Below are 15,162 nucleotides of genomic sequence, written 5' to 3'. Positions count from 1 at the left end.
GCTTATTTCTGCCTGCTCAGTTCGATAAAGGGTACGGTCACCTCAAGAACACTCAGCCCACCGTGGGCGAGTGTGGGGTAACCGCCCTGGCTCTTCCATTTACGGCGGCCGTTGACGTATAGGTGGCGTCCGTGTTCGCTATCGATGGCCATATCAATCGGCGGCACCCAATCACCGGCCGGAGCATCACCGGGAATGCTCCGGCCGCTCTTGTAGTGCCCCTTGAGGTAGTCCGATTGCTCGCCATTGCTGTCGATGAACTGCCCACTGGCGGCATAACCGTGATCTGCCGTGATGATGAGACGGCGACCGGTCGCCAGCCGTCCAACCAGTGACCAAAAGGCATCTCCGGCAAGGTGTTTTGCCACCTCCTTGGTCAGTGTTTGCAGTCCCTTGCCAGGGTCGTCATGATCGTGCAGACGGTGATCCGGCCAGTGGTGCCAGAAAATCCAGTCGGGCTCCGAACCGATCAGTGCTGCACAATCCGACCACGCGATGTCCACCGATTCTGTACGGGCACCTGGAAAACGAGCGCTGCGCGCTCCGTTGTTTCCGAGCGCAGAACGCTGGCCAAAACCCAGGGCTTTAGCGAAGGGCGTGGTATCGGGGGGTAGCTCAGATCCAGTGGAACGGGCCTGATGCACGGAAAAGCCCCGCGCCTCCGCCTGGTGCAGAATCCATGGCACCTCACGCATTGAGAAGGCATCTAAAATCAGGATGGCTCTACCGGGCGAATGACTGGCCCACCAGGCCGCCAGCTCCTGCGAGGTACGGGGAGCAGCCTGTTCAAAGTGAGACCACAGGTCCCACCCCGCAGTCGCAAGATAGTGATCCAGATCCGCCAAGCTACGATCGCGACTCAAGACTTCCGCCACAGCTGGCCCCTGGTCGAGGCTCTGCGAGCAAATCTCCCAGGAGTAATCAAAAATGGCTGCCCAGGCCTCTTTCGGCTCAGCATTTTGCAGCGTCTGTACCAGTTGGAGCGGCAGAGTCATTGTCCCCCCTCTTTCTCTAGGTCCAGCGCGTAGGTCATGCCATCTGGCAATTTGCGGATCAACTCTTGTAGTTGCGCGCCTGTCAATTGATCCACCCGAAGCGTCAGCCCGTGAAGTTGTGTTCCGGTGCCGATTCCCCATTGCTCGACTTTGCCAAGCAGGTTCAGCGACGACGTTGCCGGAGCGGATAGCGACGTAAAGCTGCCACTGCCACCAAAAATGCCACCGGGAGCAGGTGGCTCTGGGGTGCCCGACTCCCCCGGTGTACCAGGCTGCGGTGACCCTTTGACGCCTCCTGGCCCGTCAGTCGGTTGGCCCGGGGGCACTGTGCCACCAGGAGCAGGCGACACAGGTTGTTCGCTGCCCGGCTGGGTCACACCGCCCGTGGCCGGTACATTCTGTGGAAGCAGTACATGGGTTTCTTCCAAATGTTTGCCAGTACCGAGTTTGCCACGCATGCGTTTGAACGCAGCCTCCTCCTCCTCACCATCGTGGGCTTGGAGGTACTCCATGCCCCGCAAATTAAGCGCGATATCGCCGCGAGCGCATAAACGAACAATTCGCTCTTTTACTAACGTTTCGCCAAGCCAGGGAATGCAGTCTTCACCGCCTGGGCGGGGCTCCCTCAGCTCCCTTAGCAGTTTACTGATGGGCTCGTTGTTTGGCGCGGCCGCCAGGATGAAGGCATCAAAATCCTCCGGGATGAAGAGGTTCTCGCGGATGCTCTTGTCAATGGCATCGGGAATCCGGGCACCTTCAGCCTTATGGCTTTCGATGAAAAAGCGACAATTCTTGGGTTTCTGGTAGTTCCAGTTTGCAATAATGGCAAAGCGATCAAAGCGCGACTTGAGGATGTCGCGGATTTCCTTCTGGTATTTGGTTTGCAGACGGCCATATTCCGGGTTCTCTTTCTTCCAGCGCTCTGCAAGATAAACACAGCGGGCCAGCACCAGAAGATCGCGGTCCAGGAAAAGATTACTTGATCCATCTCTGGGGAGCAGAAAGCGAACAACATTTCGGGCGCTTTGCATGTTGTCCCGCAGCCATTCACCTAGTGTTGCCTCGATATTGGCTGGTGACTCTGGTAGTACAACGATGGGAAGGCGGTTTCCCCAGTTGGTGGGTCCCTCACTTTCGTCCAGCTTCTCCCACGGGCTACTCTTCCACGCCTGGGGCAGGACGATGACCCGGTAGGGTAGCTCTACGTCCCCGCCGCCTTCGAGGACATAGCGTGTTTCCTTAGCGAGGTGCCAACGGTCCTCATCGTCTTGGAATAGCTTATCGTTGCGTGCACTGGCAATGAGCTTGGCCTGGGGGTTTTCCTCTTCCCTGAAGATGAACCGGTTACCGTCTTCGTGGATGTTGAAGCTGTTTTCGACAATGGTAGTCAGTTCCACCTGAAAGGAATTATCATCAACCGGTTTGTCTCGGGTCACATCGACATGAAGGGTGTCTCGGTCCGCACCCGCTTGGTTGACCTCGGCCAGAGAGCGCAGCCATAGGGCTCCGATAATCTCTTCAAGGTGAGGAAGGTTGTGGCCGCTTCCGGCGATGGCGTCGCTGACCGCTTCGAGATTGCGAAGCGCTTTCTCGCGCAGTTTCGCATGGTGCTGATTCGCCACCGAGTCCAGCAGTGCCGTGATGCCGCTGTGTTCATCGTCAAGACGGAAATCCGCTGCGGTCAAAATCGGCTGTTTCTCACCGTTTCGCTTGAATAGGTCTGCCAGAATACGGATCAGGTCACGCGTGCCTTGCGCGCTGGTAGCAATCAGTACCTGATCTTCCAGCAGGTCCATCAGGTGAGGCGCATACGGCCAGGCCTCAATAAACTCCTCACGCATCCTTTCCTGCTCCGCAGGAGGGATATTTTTCAGGCGAAAGTACTCACTGACGTGTGTTTCAACCAGATCCTGAATGGCCGAAGCATCCACCTGAATGCGATTCTCGAACAATCGATGCAGCAACAGACGCAAGCGATCTGTTTTTGCCGACGGTCCCTTAAAATCGACGATGACCGGGTTTACCCGTTGAATCTGCTGGAAGGCATCGGTATTACCGTTTCGCACGGAAACCACCAGTACCAGGTACTCCGGGTACTCCATGGCGATCTCGGAAAGCACCTGTATGAAATTGAAGGCCCAAGTTCGCCATGGATACTGTTTCGTATTGGTCAGGCCGTCGTACCAGGTCTGGAACTCGTCCAAAACCAGTGCCGTCGGTGTGTGCTTGAACAATTCCAGCAATATCTCATCGCTTGGCACATCCGGCTTTTTCTCGTCGAGCGCCTCCCACTTTCCGCGGCAGTAGTTGCCATTGGGGTGGTTATCGAATACCAGATCCCACAGAAACTTGTAGCGCTGCCTGTGCAGGCTTTCGCTGATGACATGCATGCCGCCACGCAATGGCAGCTGCCCCATCTTGGCGTCACCCAGGGTGTGCGACCAGCTATTCAGCCAGTCTTGCGTTGCTGAATGATCGGTAAACGTATGGTACAGCACCGCCATTAAATGTGACTTACCTAGCCCACGTTCGCCTTTCAAGGTGATAGGACGCCCTTGATCGGGGCCAACAGCCTCAATTGCCTTCAACAGATCACGGGATGGGTAGGTGATGCGCAGAAAATCGGACGCTGAAACCTGCGTTGCGCCTGTATTATTTTTATTTGTAAGCTCAATGGCCGTTCCCTTTAATCTACGCCCTTTGAACTCATCGCGAAGGGTTAATCCAAGCATAATTTTCTCCAAAATTCCCCTGCTATCCCCTCAATCATTCTTACTTGCCATCCGTGCGTTCGGTGTTTGCATCCGAACCTGGGACTGCTACACCGTTTTTTTTGCAATAGTCACGAATGAGCACCTCTATCATGTTGGCAATAGAACGGTGCTCACGAGCGGCGGCGGTGCGTAGTGCTTCCTTCACACCGGGATCTATGCGGAACGTCACGGTTGCTGTCTTAGTGGTGGCCATGGCCTTCCCCCCATGGGATGACTGCAGATGTACTGCAATTTACTGCATCCCCTTTCCTCACCCAAGAAAATTTTTCTCTGTCTTTGGTATGTAGGCTTGGATGGGACGGTCCGCCCTACGCCTTCATCTACGTGTGCAAAAAAAAATTCATAGGTCGCCTGTACCGCCATATGGGCGGCACAAGCGTCGTTCACACGCGCTCATAGATGCCCCAGCTCCGCAAAGGACGAACACTCTCACTGCCCACTACGACGTGGTCGATGACTCTGACCTCCACCAGTCCCAGCGCTTCCTTGAGTCGATGGGTAATGCGTCGGTCGGAATCGCTGGGGTCCGGATTGCCCGAGGGGTGGTTGTGCACCAGGATCACCACAGCGGCGTTGCAGGCCAAGGCCCGCATGACCACTTCACGGGGGTAGACACTTGCGAGTCGATGGTGCTGAGGAACAGCTCCTCGAAGCAGATCACCGATGCTGGTTGGCTGATCTTGCGCCCCCTGGCCAGTCGTCGACGAGCGAATGCATTGGTGATGCTCAATAGCTCCGCTTCGGTGACCGGAGCGGTAATGTGGTAGGTACCGGCCACTTCGCCGGCACTCAGCTTGCGATGGTTCATGGGTATCTCCTCAAGCGGCCATGACCATGGCCATGCGCTGCTCCAGTTCCTCGTAAAACGCCTCGACCCGCTCGGCGATGGTGCGTATCAGTGTCTCGTCCCGGTAGGCGCGTTTAACGAACAACGGCATCCCCGGCCAGTAGCTGACGAAGTCGATCCACTCCCGTTCGCTGACCCACAGGCCACCCTGGCACTGAGCGATATGCTCCTGGGGCAGTTCGCCTGCCAGCAGCAGCTCGATCTGGTACTTGGGCAGCTTGGTCTTGACTTCGATAAGCCCATCGCTGTCTACCAGGCTATCCGGCGAGTACCCCGCACCGTGGTTGAGGATGATCCCGACCTGCTTTAGCTGGGTGTTTCCTGTCGCTTCGCTGTAGAGCTCGCGAGCCACCGGCTCCAGTTCGTGGCCCCGCTGGGTATGGGCGTTGCCCTGGAAGGCATCAGAGGGCTCACCGGTGATGCGCTCGCCGATCAGCTGGTTCATGTAGCTCAGAGCACCGGTACCGAAACTGCCGGACCCCTTGCCCTTGACCAGCAAGGTCTTGAGCTCGGACATAGTGACGATGCCTAGCCGTGCGGCATGCCATTCGGGGGTGCCTTGCTCCAGTGTCAAAATCTGCATGGCGGTCTCCTCATGAGTGGGAATACGGCATAGACGGCGAGGGAGCTTCCCCCGCCGCCGGCTCAGTGACGTTGCTGATTGGGCTGCGCCCGCTTCTGGAGCGAGGCCCGCAGCTTGTCGAAGTCGCTGCGGGGGACCTGCTCGGCGCTGGCGTACTTGCCGATGAACCATTCCTGGGTGGCCGGTGGGCAGGCCGCAATCAGCTGCTTGACTTGTCCGGCCTGGAAGGGCGTGACGAGCTTGACTAGGGCAGCCGCCTGGCCGTTGTCGTCCTGGCCCCGGGTGGTGATGTTGAGCAAGGCACAGAGCACGTAGCGCTTGCCGTAGCTGGTCGAGGAACCGAAGGCCTGCACGGCGTTCTTGTTGCCGCTGCCATCGGCCGGCAGCAACATGCTGGTCTCCTCGCGATGGCCTTCTCGATGCATCAGCACGCCGGTGATCTGTATGCCGCGTTCCTGGGTCTGAATACGGAAGCTCACCGCGAAACCATGGCACTGCAGGATGGGGCGTACCGTGTCGACGATATCCTCCAGGGTGGCGTAGTGACCGTTGTTGCCCTGGCCGCGCTCGGCGATGCTCGGCAACTCGGTCTGCATCGCCGCCATGGCGGCGCTGTAGGCCATCAGTGCCTGGCGATCGAGGACTCTTTCTTGAAGCTGTAGCAATCGCTCCATTTTTGTGATGTCGACGTCCGGGTTGAGTGCCGCGCGCTCGATGACCTGAATGATCGCGGTACTCTCGTTGGCCGCAGTGACCACGGTGGCATCGGTACGGGTCTGTGGGGTTTGGCTAGACATGGCAATTTCCTCGCTACTGATACGTGTTGATCACGTCCCGGAGCGCCTCGGCAGGAACCGGGGACAGTTCGACGGTGACGCGGTAGATCTGGCCCTTGGCCAGGACGTGGGTCTGGGCGTGCTGTTGCTCGGCTTCGAGCAATTGCCGAGTTAGCCGGGTCAGCGATTGGCAGAGCCCGATGGACAGTCGGTGTTGCATAAAAGGGATCTCCATAAAAAAGCCCGACCAGATTTGGCCGGGCGTTATGTCGTGAAGGGAGGAGCTGTGGGAAAGGGCATGATCACGCGACGAGCGCGAGGGCCGACTCGAGCGCCTTGTCCTTGAGATTGGCGCCCTGGCCGAACCACGCGGAGTCCATCCGGTAGTCGTTGCTGCGGGCACGCTTCTCGTGGTCGACGTATTCGGTCACGGCGTTGAGCAGTCCCCAGGCCGTGTCCTTGGCGGTACACAGCTCCGCGCCCCGACCTTCGCCCTGATAGAGCTTCTGCACCCGGTTTAGGGCGCGGTAGTTGGGTAGCTTCGAGGGATCGTCCAGCGGCGCCTCGACATTGCAGATCACCGTCTGGAAGTACGCCTTGGCCTCGTCACGGCTGACCTTGCGCTCGGCCAGGGTCTTCAGGCGATGCATGAAGTCGTCCCACTGGGAGACCGAGATCCCCAACTGCTGCTTGACCCGTTGAGCGTCGAACGCCGTGTTGTGCGGGACCTTCACGCCCTGGCTCATGCCGTCGACGGCGATGGTCAGGGTGTTGTTGCAGACCACGCGAACGGTGGTGGGTGTGGCCACGGTCGCCAGCGAGCCATCGCAGGACGTGGCCAGCAGCAAGTAGCCGTTGACGGCATCCTGGCCCTTGAGCGAGGTGCTCAGGCCGCTGCGTGCCAAGGCCCAGAACTTGCGTCCGCCCTTGAGCACCCCGGCCGTCTCCAGTTCGTAGCCGGCGTATTCGGTGAGATCGCGGTAAAACTCCAGCACCTCCTCCGGCTGCACGACCTTGTAACGCTGGGAAACCACTGACAGCGGAGCCTGGGTGTCGGAACGATAGAGTACCTTCTGCTCGGGGAAGGAATGGATGCTGCCCAGGTGAGACGCCGAATCGGCGATGAAGCGCACCGGGGCCTCTTCAATTTGCCAGTCCATGCCGGCCTGGCGTTGCCAGACCTCCAGTGGCTGATGCGGCGCAAGCTGCTGTCCCAGACCATGCCAGGGGGTGTCGCCGACGTAGGCGATGCTTTCGATCTGATGAGCCATGGGATATCTCCTGTTTATTAGCAATGAATACGGCATAAAGAGCCCGCAGCCGGAGAGGCCTCGGGATATTGGAAGAGAAATCGCGGGAAAAGCGGGCTAGCGCGAGAAGCGCTCGGAAGTTACCGAGTGGATCGAAAGGTATGGTGGCAGGCCAGACACTCATGGTTGTCGAGCACCCGGGCGTCGAGCTCGTTACCCAACCGGGCGCCGGTGATCCCGCCCGCCGTGCCGCCTACCAGACCGCCGAAGACGGCACCGGTGAGGCTACCGAGGGCCAGACCGACCGGCCCGGCCCAGGCACTGACCAAGGCCCCAGTCTCGGCCCCGCTCAGGGCCCCAGCAACTCCACCGGCAGAACCCGCTGCCATGCCGATGCCGGCCCCGGTCTTGCGTCCCCGATGCAAGGGACGCGTGCGCAGCGAGCCACAGCTCGGACACGTGATCATCATGCTGACCTCCTGATTGCGGAAATGATGCGTCGAAGAAGCCATTGCTTTCCGACTTCAGGGAGGTAATACGTAGCTGAAAGTTTTTTTAATCGGCCCGTAACGCATGCCAGGGGGACGTAGGGATACGGCGGCTCAACCTACCCGCCGTATTTTCATAGCACTGTGCGGCGCCTGCTCACATCCCACATCCACCGATGTGTATTTCCTTACCGAGTGGCGCCATGGAATGACACGATTCGTTTAACGTGAGAGTTCCTCGTGGTGGCTTGCCCGTTCGGTTTGACTGAGGATTCGATCATCGAAAGACCGGCCCAGCTCCGCACCTATCCGCCAGGGCATTTAGGATATCGTTAATATAGATATATCTAATCATTGATCAGTGACTGCAAGGCTAAGTCACTGACTGAGCACATACCCAAGCCCTCTGAGATTATCCACTGTGGTTTCAGACAGCTCAGATCCTCAAGGAAACTCATGAGAGGCGGCCCCTCTCTGCAGAGTCAGGAGCCGTCTCCCAAGGCGATGGGGGGACCGCTGCCCTATCGCGCACTTCATCATCACGTTCTCGCGTTGTGTCAGCTTCCATTGAGCCGAGTAAGGCTCAGCGAATCCTTCCGCTGTCAGGAGCTGTCCTATGAAACTTCCACCCAAGCGCTCTACTGCCAATAGTAATCACACCCTGCACTGGCAGCCGTTCTTCTCGCCTAAAGCGGGGATCGATCTGCCGGTGCTCACGGCACGGGGGCCGCTGGTCGTCGAGTATCTTCACCGAACCTACGAGGTCTTTGAACGCGCATTGGAGGTCCACTCCAAAGTCATCGTTTGCTGTTTCACCTTGACCCTGCCTCATGGGATTACCTTGCCGGAAGACATCGAGAGCAACGGTCCCATTGTCCGCTTCATTGCTTCGGCTAAGAGCAAAGTAAGGGCCGATCTCAAACGTAAAGGGAGCCCGCACAAGTGCCCGGTGCGCTATGTCATCGCCCGAGAGATGAGTGGCAATGGACGGACTCACTATCACGTCGTGCTGCTGGTCAACGGACATGTCTATCGTACGGTGGGCACCATCGACTACGAAGGTATCAATCTGTTCTGGATGGTTGCTGAGGCTTGGGCCAGTGCTTTACGCATCGAACTTGTGGAGGCCGTAACCCGCGTCAAAACCGGAAATCGCCACTCCAAGCTGAGTTATTACTTTCTGACTCGAGAGAGCGGCCAGGCGAATCTGGACGATGCGTTTCGTCGTGCGAGTTACCTTTGCAAACGGGATACCAAGCAGTTCGGTGATCGCTACCGGGGGCTGTTGACCAGCGAGATCTGAAACAGTGTGGCAGGCGGTGGCCTTGCCACTGTCACCCCGTTAAAGCGCTGGTCAACCAACGTAAGGCCTGGCCGATCACACTCACATTTCCAAGGGGTGATGGCCGTGGCCGTCACCATTGATCGAGCGGGTCCCGCCGATGAACGACGTCAGCACGACATGCCGTAACTTTCGAAAAGGGAACTAAATATCGAAAAAAGGAACCATTTTTAGTAAAATAGCTCTCTCGCAGTCCCCTTTGTCAATCGGCCGGTGGCCGAATCAAACGACCCATCGCCGATTTCCCGGCCGCAGGCTCATGCCCATGTTTCCGTTGACGACCCGATCCCTTCGCAATACGACTGCCGGTGAACGTCTACGCGCCTGGGATCTGGACCTACAGCCGGGCAAACAGCCCAGGCGGTTCGAATCCCACTATCGAGATTGCCAGGCGCTAGAAAACCTATCGCGGCAGATTCAGGCATGGGTCGATCTCGATGAGGCGGACTTCAATGCGATCTGTGGCTCCCCCAATGACGCCGAGGCAGCTATTACCTCCATGCCAGTATCAGCGCCCTCCCTGGCGCCGACCCTCCCCTGCCGAGGCTATGCCGAATCACCCCGCGTCAAACTGATTGAGCAGCTCAAACAGACGCTCGATACGCTAGATAGTTATTCCGATTCGATCCGGCTCACCGGGTATCCCGGTGCGCTCCGTGAGTTCAATCAGCGTCAGGCTCATACGACCCCAGTGGCGTTAATGCATGCCCTTCGGGAGCACTGCCTAAGCGACGCCTTTTTCCAAACACAGGCCAATGCCCAGCGTCGAGAGCGCAAGGCGCACCGCGGCCGTGTCGAGTGGATCAACGGTCTTTTCCAGGAATATGCTTGCCTACAGGTCGTGCACCTAATGCTTGCCAGCATGCCCTTAGAGGACTTCAGTGAGGATGCCTACGACACGCTGCATTCGCAGTGTCAGATGCTGGTAAAACGACTGCGGAAGAAGAAAAATCGGATCTGCATCGGTACCGTAGGCTACCTATGGCGGATTTTTCACCACCCACGGAGCGGATTGCGATTGAGTATGGTGTTATTACTCGACCCCGCATACTGCGACGAGAGCGCCGATCACATAGCCAACGCCGTCGCACAGCATTGGATCGGGCAAATCACCCGTAAACAAGGGGTTGCCCTGACCCAATCGACTGAGCGCGAACGCCTGGCTCAAGTGTCAAGTAGTGTGCCTGCGGCGACATCAGCCTCTCAAGTCGGCGAGGTCCACCGCGACAACACCAGGGAGATGAACCAATTACAACGCCTGCTGGATTACTTGGCGACTCTCGATTACTTTGGCGATTATGCACCCTCGAGGGAAACTAATGAGAAGCGTCACCGACCACGCAGTCAAGGCCGCGGCAGTGGGCCGTGGCGCAAGAAAGTCGTGCCCCGCTCTACTATGGCCGAAGAGAAGAGCGACTCGGCTGAGTCATGAGACCACCTTCTGGAGCATCACGGACCAACTTGGAAATCGGAACCTAGCACATCGCTCATGGTGGTCTTCAAGCGATTAAAGTCTACCGCGTTGACGCCTAGACAAGGCCTTCAGCAATCGAACATGCCCTCTTTAGGGTCTCAACCGAAGCATTTCAGCCGCGCTGCCACTTTCTGAGCTGCGCATCCAGGGCGTCCGCTAACACCGCGTAGCCGTTCACCTTGCCCAACAGCAGCGTCAGGTACTCGTAGGCGAGTTCCTGCTCCAGGTCATGGTGGATAAGTGAGTGCAGGAAGTATCGCAACCACTTCAGATCGGCCTCGACCGGGATGCCTACCCAAGAGATCACATTCTCTTTCAGCCCCGGCATGACATCCCATTCCTTGCAGACAAAGCCACACGCCTCAGCCGTCATCATGAAGTCACGCACTGGCGCTTTCTCCAGCCACCCGGAATCCACATGTAGGAATGCGTGAGGGCTATCCCATAGCGCCTGCATATCACGGCAACGCTTGGCCATGAGTCTTACCTGCGCTTCTCGTAGCGGGGTTTTGTAGCTAACGGGGCTTCCTTGAATTTCCACTCGCGTTACTCTTCTGATGACCAGATTGCTCGCCCGCATCAATGCGGAACCTGTTTGCAGCGGGCAAAATACTATAGCCCCTGGTGATTGGGTAGATGACGGTCTATGTGGCTGCGAACAGACCCTCCTTCAGCTGTAGGGCCCATCCAAGCGGCACGAGCTTGTGAATGGTTGCCACCGCTAGACTCATGGCATTTGACGCTATACATTTGCGAATAACCGTATTTTGAAGGCTAACGTGCATAGGCTGACCCACATGAATGACGACACTTCCATCGGCTCACGGCTACGAAGGCTCATGGAAGAGCAAGAGTTCGGTGAAAACGAACTCGCTCGTCGCACCGGGGTACCCCAGCCGACTATTCACCGCATTCTCAAAGGTGCAAGCCAGTCGCCAAGAATTTCCAATCTAGAAAAGCTGGCCAACGCCCTAGGTACTACTGTTAGCTATCTCGCTCATGGTGATGCACCACCGCGACGCACCGGTATGAACGAGGCTTCGAACCGTGGTTTAGCAGCCTCCGTACCCGGCCCATTAGGCATACCGCTCCTTCCAAATGCGGCAGCTGCAGCGGCCACATCGGTCGCGTACAGAGCGGCAAGAGCAAAGCCAACTCCCCCCACCTACCACTATCCCGTACTTAGCTGGGCACAGGCTGCAGTTATTCGCCAGCCCTACAGCGCTGCGGAATCGGTTGATCTGCGAGTTGAACCCAGTGGCTTCCAGACTAAAGGTACAGGTTTCTGGCTTGAGGTAAGGGGCGATGCCATGGCTGCCCCAACAGGGATGGTACCCAGCCTACCGGAGGGAACCATGATACTTTTCGACTCTGACGCGCCCGTCATACCTGGAAAGCTAGTCCTTGCCACACTTCCAGACAGCCAAGACCCCACGTTCCGTAAACTCATCGAGGAAAGCGGCCAGCGGTACTTGAAACCTCTTAACCCATCTTATCCATTGATTTTATTAGATAAGTCTTCAAGCGTCCTCGCAGTTGCCCTCGAAGCCAGAACCCGGCTTTAAGCCCTGCCCCCTCCTAATCGCTCACTCGCGTGCCTTTACGACCAATCTAATACGTAAACGCATTGACGCGCCAATTCGTTTGGGTATTATTGGCTCGACACTAAGATTTTTCCTTCGGGGTAGAGCTAAAGGGAGGGGCAATTATGGGGGAGAGTCTACTCCGTCCGGAGCAGGTCGCACGCCAGCTGGGTATGAGCCTGAGCTGGGTATATGGACACAAGCACGAAATTGGCTTTATCCAATTCGGCAGTGCGGTGCGTTTTGATAGTGAGGCGGTTGCAGGGTACGCTCAGAAATGCAGGCGCGGTCCTCAACCCAAAGAGGATCGGCTATGGGATACACAGTCTCGAAAAGGAAAGATCGCGACACGTGGGTCGTACGCTGCACCGTCGACGGCCAGCGTACTCAACGAACTTTTCGCACAGAAGGAGAAGCAAGGCAGTATGCCCTGAAGGCGGAGGCGCAGCGGCAAGAAGATGAATTCAACGGTGTCATGGGGCGTAAGCCCAAGTACACCTTCTCTGACGGGCTGCAGCGAATGGTCAGCGAATACGATGTACGCTCTCAGAAGCAGCACATCCTGTTGGTTGCCAGGTGGATGGATGAACATGCACCTGGCGTCATTATCAGTCAGGAGCTGCTGGATGCGGCTCGCCGGATGCAGAAGGCCCTCAAGGAAAAAGGTCTAGCACAGTCAACCATTAACAACCGGATACAGGTCGTCAAACGAGTGCTCTCGTTATCGTACCGTGAGTGGGACTGGCTGGACCTGCCGCTGGACGCCAAGCTGCGCAAGCCATCACCAAAGAATGAGCGGCACGTTTACCTAACTGAGCCCGAGCTTGCTGAGTTGCTGGAGGCAGTTCCCGAGCGCTACGAGGTTGAGCGTCAGGTGATCTTGCTGGCGATGCTCACTGGCATGAGACGAGGGGAGCTGATGGGGCTGGAGCCAGGAAACGTTTACAACGGACGTATAGTACTCAAGCCCAGCCAGACGAAAAATGGCAAGCCGAGGGTGATTCCTTTATCCGAGGAAGCCTTGGCGCTAGTAGAAGCTCTACCTTTCGATACGACTGGTGACAACGTGCGTGGTGCATTCGAGAAAGCCAGGGAGAAGATTGGTCGCCCTGATATTCGCTTTCATGATCTGCGGCACTGCTACGCCTCGCTGCTGGCCAGCAAGGGGGAGGCACTGACGAGCATCAGGGATCTGCTCGGTCATTCGTCGCTCACGGTGACCAGCCGTTATGCGCATGCAGATCCGGCAAGGTGGGAAAGCGTGGTGGCAAAGTTGCCGCGGTTCAGCAACCAAACCGCAACCACACACTGACGGAAATCGAACCTTGGTGCCGTAACCGCCTGATTTAATTGGTGGGCCCAGCAGGACTCGAACCTGCGACCAAGGGATTATGAGTCCCCTGCTCTAACCAACTGAGCTATAGGCCCGGTGTTGCGCGGGCGTATGATAGCGAATGGAAATGGCTGAGACCAGCGCCCGGCTGCTATTCTCGGCACGGCCCAACCATCGGGAGGAAACGACATGGACGTTCGCTACGTTACAGCAGGCCGGCGCTTGCGCCGCCTGGCCAGCCCCCTGCTGATCGCCCCGCTCGCGGCGGGGCTGAGCCTGTCGGCGCACGCCGCCTGGCAGCTCGACCCCGCGCAGTCCCAGGTGACCGCCACCATCGTCGAAGTCACTCCCAGCGGGCCGCTGCCACATACCCATCGGGTCAGCGGCCTGCAGGGCGAGCTGAGCGACACGGGCACCTTGCGCGTGCCGCTGCGCCTCAACCAGACCGACGTCGCCGAGCGCCTGGGGCAGATGCCATCTTGGCTCTCGGGGCTGACCGACGCGCCGCTGGCCACCGTCACCGCCCAGTTCTCCGCGCAGCGCCTCGATGAATTAGCCGTCGGCGAGTCGCTGACCGACACGGTGACATTGGAAGTACAGAGCAACGGCGAGCGCCGTCAGGAGCCGTTGCAGGTGCGCTTCACCCGCGAGTCCAGCGACGTGATTCGACTGCGCAACGCCGAGCGGGTAGCAATGGACGGCAGCGCGCTGATGGCCAACCAGAACGCCCGCGGCATCCTGCTGCTGCTCGGCTACGAGGAGATCGGCGACGAGATCCCGGTCGAGCTGGACGCTACCCTCGTCGACCGCTGAGCCGATGCCCGTCGCGCAATCTACTCCCCTGCCCGCCTGCTGCGGGCCCTGGCTGAGCGCCTGGCCGTGGGCCGAAGCGCTGCCCGGCGCCCGGTGGCTGGCACTGCGTTACGACCGGGCGATATTCACGGCTGAGGAGAGCTGGTCGCAGGCAGCGATCGTACCGCCCGACGCCGTGAGTCGCGCCGCGCCCAAGCGTCAGCTCGAGTTTCTCGCCGGACGGCTGTGTGCCCGCGAAGCGCTCAGCGCGCTGACCGGCGAGCCCCACGTGCCGGCGATCGGCAACGGCAAGGCGCCGCATTGGCCGGCGGGCACGGTGGGCTCGATCACCCATAGCGGCGACCTGGCCGCGGCGCTGGTCGCCCGCGAGGAGCGCTGGCGCGGTATCGGCCAGGATGCCGAGGCACTACTCGGCGAGGCGCGCGCCGAACGCCTGGCACCGCAGATCCTCACCCCTGCCGAGCGCCAATGGTTCGCTGGCTTGCCGGCAGCGCATCGCAGCGAATTCGTCACGCTGGCGTTCTCGCTCAAGGAAAGCCTGTTCAAGGCACTGTTTCCGCTGGTCGGCGTGCGCTTCTATTTTCAGGACGCCGAACTCACCGGCTGGGACGCCGCCCGCCACCAGGCCACGCTAAGGCTGAGAACGACCCTGAGCGACGAATGGCCCGCCGGGCGTGCGCTCACCGGGCACTATGCCCCGCTCGAGCACTACCTGCTCAGCATGATCGCCATCCCCGCCCACCCGGCCTGAAGCCTCGCGCCACGTCTGGCGGCGCCATTTCCCGCCCCTCTTCACAACTGCGTCACTGCTGCGGTCCCTGTGCAGTGACAAGACGCTACATAAGTCGACTTGACTCTCTTTGTTAAATAACAATAATTCGTATTAACATTTGAGACGCAGGAT

The 15,162-nt window shown here is 58.6% G+C and carries 15 protein-coding genes, 1 tRNA gene and 1 pseudogene; 6 read left to right on the top strand and 11 right to left on the bottom strand.

Annotation, left to right across the window (positions count from 1 at the left end; genetic code table 11):
• Positions 1-2 precede the first annotated feature (2 nt).
• From R6258_RS05675 to R6258_RS05635, 9 genes and pseudogenes are all read right to left on the bottom strand, one after another.
• Positions 3-995 carry a hypothetical protein gene (locus R6258_RS05675; protein WP_318448470.1) on the bottom strand — a complete coding sequence of 331 codons (993 nt, stop codon included), beginning with the start codon at positions 993-995 and terminating at the stop codon, positions 3-5.
• A complete protein-coding gene (locus R6258_RS05670; RefSeq protein ID WP_318448468.1) occupies positions 992-3,727 on the bottom strand; it encodes a DUF499 domain-containing protein in 2,736 nt (911 codons plus the stop codon). The genes R6258_RS05675 and R6258_RS05670 overlap by 4 nt, the downstream gene beginning before the upstream one ends.
• 40 nt (positions 3,728-3,767) lie before the next feature.
• Positions 3,768-3,962 carry a ribbon-helix-helix protein, CopG family gene (locus R6258_RS05665; protein WP_318448466.1) on the bottom strand — a complete coding sequence of 65 codons (195 nt, stop codon included), beginning with the start codon at positions 3,960-3,962 and terminating at the stop codon, positions 3,768-3,770.
• A gap of 200 nt (positions 3,963-4,162) precedes the next feature.
• Positions 4,163-4,577, bottom strand: a pseudogene (locus R6258_RS05660) (JAB domain-containing protein).
• Positions 4,578-4,587: 10 nt separating this feature from the next.
• Positions 4,588-5,199: a lambda exonuclease family protein gene (locus tag R6258_RS05655; RefSeq protein WP_318448465.1), complete on the bottom strand. Its 612-nt coding sequence runs from the start codon at positions 5,197-5,199 to the stop codon at positions 4,588-4,590.
• A 62-nt stretch (positions 5,200-5,261) separates the two neighbouring features.
• Positions 5,262-5,996 (bottom strand): ERF family protein, encoded by a 735-nt coding sequence (locus R6258_RS05650; RefSeq protein WP_318448463.1) that lies wholly within the window; start codon positions 5,994-5,996, stop codon positions 5,262-5,264.
• A gap of 13 nt (positions 5,997-6,009) precedes the next feature.
• Positions 6,010-6,195: a hypothetical protein gene (locus R6258_RS05645; RefSeq protein WP_318448461.1), complete on the bottom strand. Its 186-nt coding sequence runs from the start codon at positions 6,193-6,195 to the stop codon at positions 6,010-6,012.
• A gap of 82 nt (positions 6,196-6,277) precedes the next feature.
• Positions 6,278-7,246, bottom strand: a complete 969-nt coding sequence (locus tag R6258_RS05640; protein ID WP_318448458.1) for a DUF932 domain-containing protein — start codon at positions 7,244-7,246, stop codon at positions 6,278-6,280.
• Between the two features lie 119 nt (positions 7,247-7,365).
• Complete coding sequence (locus tag R6258_RS05635) at positions 7,366-7,695, bottom strand: hypothetical protein (protein ID WP_318448456.1); 330 nt, start codon at positions 7,693-7,695, stop codon at positions 7,366-7,368.
• A 634-nt stretch (positions 7,696-8,329) separates the two neighbouring features.
• Between R6258_RS05635 and R6258_RS05630 the strand changes: the two genes are divergently transcribed.
• Entirely contained in the window at positions 8,330-9,016 is a 687-nt protein-coding gene (locus R6258_RS05630) for an inovirus-type Gp2 protein (RefSeq protein ID WP_318448454.1), read from the top strand.
• A gap of 304 nt (positions 9,017-9,320) precedes the next feature.
• On the top strand, positions 9,321-10,487 hold the full coding sequence (locus tag R6258_RS05625; protein WP_318448452.1) for a hypothetical protein: 1,167 nt from the start codon (positions 9,321-9,323) through the stop codon (positions 10,485-10,487).
• A gap of 154 nt (positions 10,488-10,641) precedes the next feature.
• Here R6258_RS05625 and R6258_RS05620 read toward each other — a convergent pair whose 3' ends face one another.
• Positions 10,642-11,007 carry a hypothetical protein gene (locus R6258_RS05620; RefSeq protein ID WP_318448451.1) on the bottom strand — a complete coding sequence of 122 codons (366 nt, stop codon included), beginning with the start codon at positions 11,005-11,007 and terminating at the stop codon, positions 10,642-10,644.
• A gap of 319 nt (positions 11,008-11,326) precedes the next feature.
• On the opposite strand from R6258_RS05620, the gene R6258_RS05615 reads away from it, so the two are divergent.
• Together R6258_RS05615 and R6258_RS05610 are read left to right on the top strand one after the other, a co-directional pair.
• Positions 11,327-12,094, top strand: a complete 768-nt coding sequence (locus R6258_RS05615) for an XRE family transcriptional regulator (RefSeq protein ID WP_318448449.1) — start codon at positions 11,327-11,329, stop codon at positions 12,092-12,094.
• A 331-nt stretch (positions 12,095-12,425) separates the two neighbouring features.
• Positions 12,426-13,424 (top strand): site-specific integrase, encoded by a 999-nt coding sequence (locus R6258_RS05610; RefSeq protein WP_318448447.1) that lies wholly within the window; start codon positions 12,426-12,428, stop codon positions 13,422-13,424.
• Positions 13,425-13,463: 39 nt separating this feature from the next.
• On the opposite strand, the gene R6258_RS05605 is transcribed toward R6258_RS05610, so the two are convergent.
• Positions 13,464-13,540, bottom strand: a tRNA-Ile gene (locus R6258_RS05605).
• Positions 13,541-13,634: 94 nt separating this feature from the next.
• Here R6258_RS05605 and R6258_RS05600 point away from each other — a divergent pair.
• Positions 13,635-14,258: a hypothetical protein gene (locus R6258_RS05600; protein WP_318448446.1), complete on the top strand. Its 624-nt coding sequence runs from the start codon at positions 13,635-13,637 to the stop codon at positions 14,256-14,258.
• A 4-nt stretch (positions 14,259-14,262) separates the two neighbouring features.
• Entirely contained in the window at positions 14,263-15,009 is a 747-nt protein-coding gene (locus R6258_RS05595) for a 4'-phosphopantetheinyl transferase family protein (protein ID WP_318448444.1), read from the top strand.
• Positions 15,010-15,162 lie beyond the last annotated feature (153 nt).

Origin of the sequence: Halomonas sp. HP20-15 (assembly GCF_033446685.1) — a bacterium.
In the GTDB taxonomy this organism is placed as follows: Bacteria; Pseudomonadota; Gammaproteobacteria; order Pseudomonadales; family Halomonadaceae; genus Modicisalibacter.
This window is presented reverse-complemented; position numbering and strand designations above follow the sequence as displayed.

Bases quoted from the DNA above. Each gene is read 5' to 3' on its own strand.
- R6258_RS05625 (WP_318448452.1), top strand. From the start codon at position 9,321: ATGTTTCCGTTGACGACCCGATCCCTTCGCAATACGACTGCCGGTGAA.
- R6258_RS05650 (WP_318448463.1), bottom strand. From the start codon at position 5,996: ATGTCTAGCCAAACCCCACAGACCCGTACCGATGCCACCGTGGTCACT.
- R6258_RS05595 (WP_318448444.1), top strand. From the start codon at position 14,263: ATGCCCGTCGCGCAATCTACTCCCCTGCCCGCCTGCTGCGGGCCCTGG.
- R6258_RS05615 (WP_318448449.1), top strand. From the start codon at position 11,327: ATGAATGACGACACTTCCATCGGCTCACGGCTACGAAGGCTCATGGAA.
- R6258_RS05670 (WP_318448468.1), bottom strand. From the start codon at position 3,727: ATGCTTGGATTAACCCTTCGCGATGAGTTCAAAGGGCGTAGATTAAAG.
- R6258_RS05665 (WP_318448466.1), bottom strand. From the start codon at position 3,962: ATGGCCACCACTAAGACAGCAACCGTGACGTTCCGCATAGATCCCGGT.
- R6258_RS05640 (WP_318448458.1), bottom strand. From the start codon at position 7,246: ATGGCTCATCAGATCGAAAGCATCGCCTACGTCGGCGACACCCCCTGG.
- R6258_RS05645 (WP_318448461.1), bottom strand. From the start codon at position 6,195: ATGCAACACCGACTGTCCATCGGGCTCTGCCAATCGCTGACCCGGCTA.
- R6258_RS05675 (WP_318448470.1), bottom strand. From the start codon at position 995: ATGACTCTGCCGCTCCAACTGGTACAGACGCTGCAAAATGCTGAGCCG.
- R6258_RS05655 (WP_318448465.1), bottom strand. From the start codon at position 5,199: ATGCAGATTTTGACACTGGAGCAAGGCACCCCCGAATGGCATGCCGCA.
- R6258_RS05630 (WP_318448454.1), top strand. From the start codon at position 8,330: ATGAAACTTCCACCCAAGCGCTCTACTGCCAATAGTAATCACACCCTG.
- R6258_RS05620 (WP_318448451.1), bottom strand. From the start codon at position 11,007: ATGGCCAAGCGTTGCCGTGATATGCAGGCGCTATGGGATAGCCCTCAC.
- R6258_RS05635 (WP_318448456.1), bottom strand. From the start codon at position 7,695: ATGATGATCACGTGTCCGAGCTGTGGCTCGCTGCGCACGCGTCCCTTG.
- R6258_RS05610 (WP_318448447.1), top strand. From the start codon at position 12,426: ATGGGATACACAGTCTCGAAAAGGAAAGATCGCGACACGTGGGTCGTA.
- R6258_RS05600 (WP_318448446.1), top strand. From the start codon at position 13,635: ATGGACGTTCGCTACGTTACAGCAGGCCGGCGCTTGCGCCGCCTGGCC.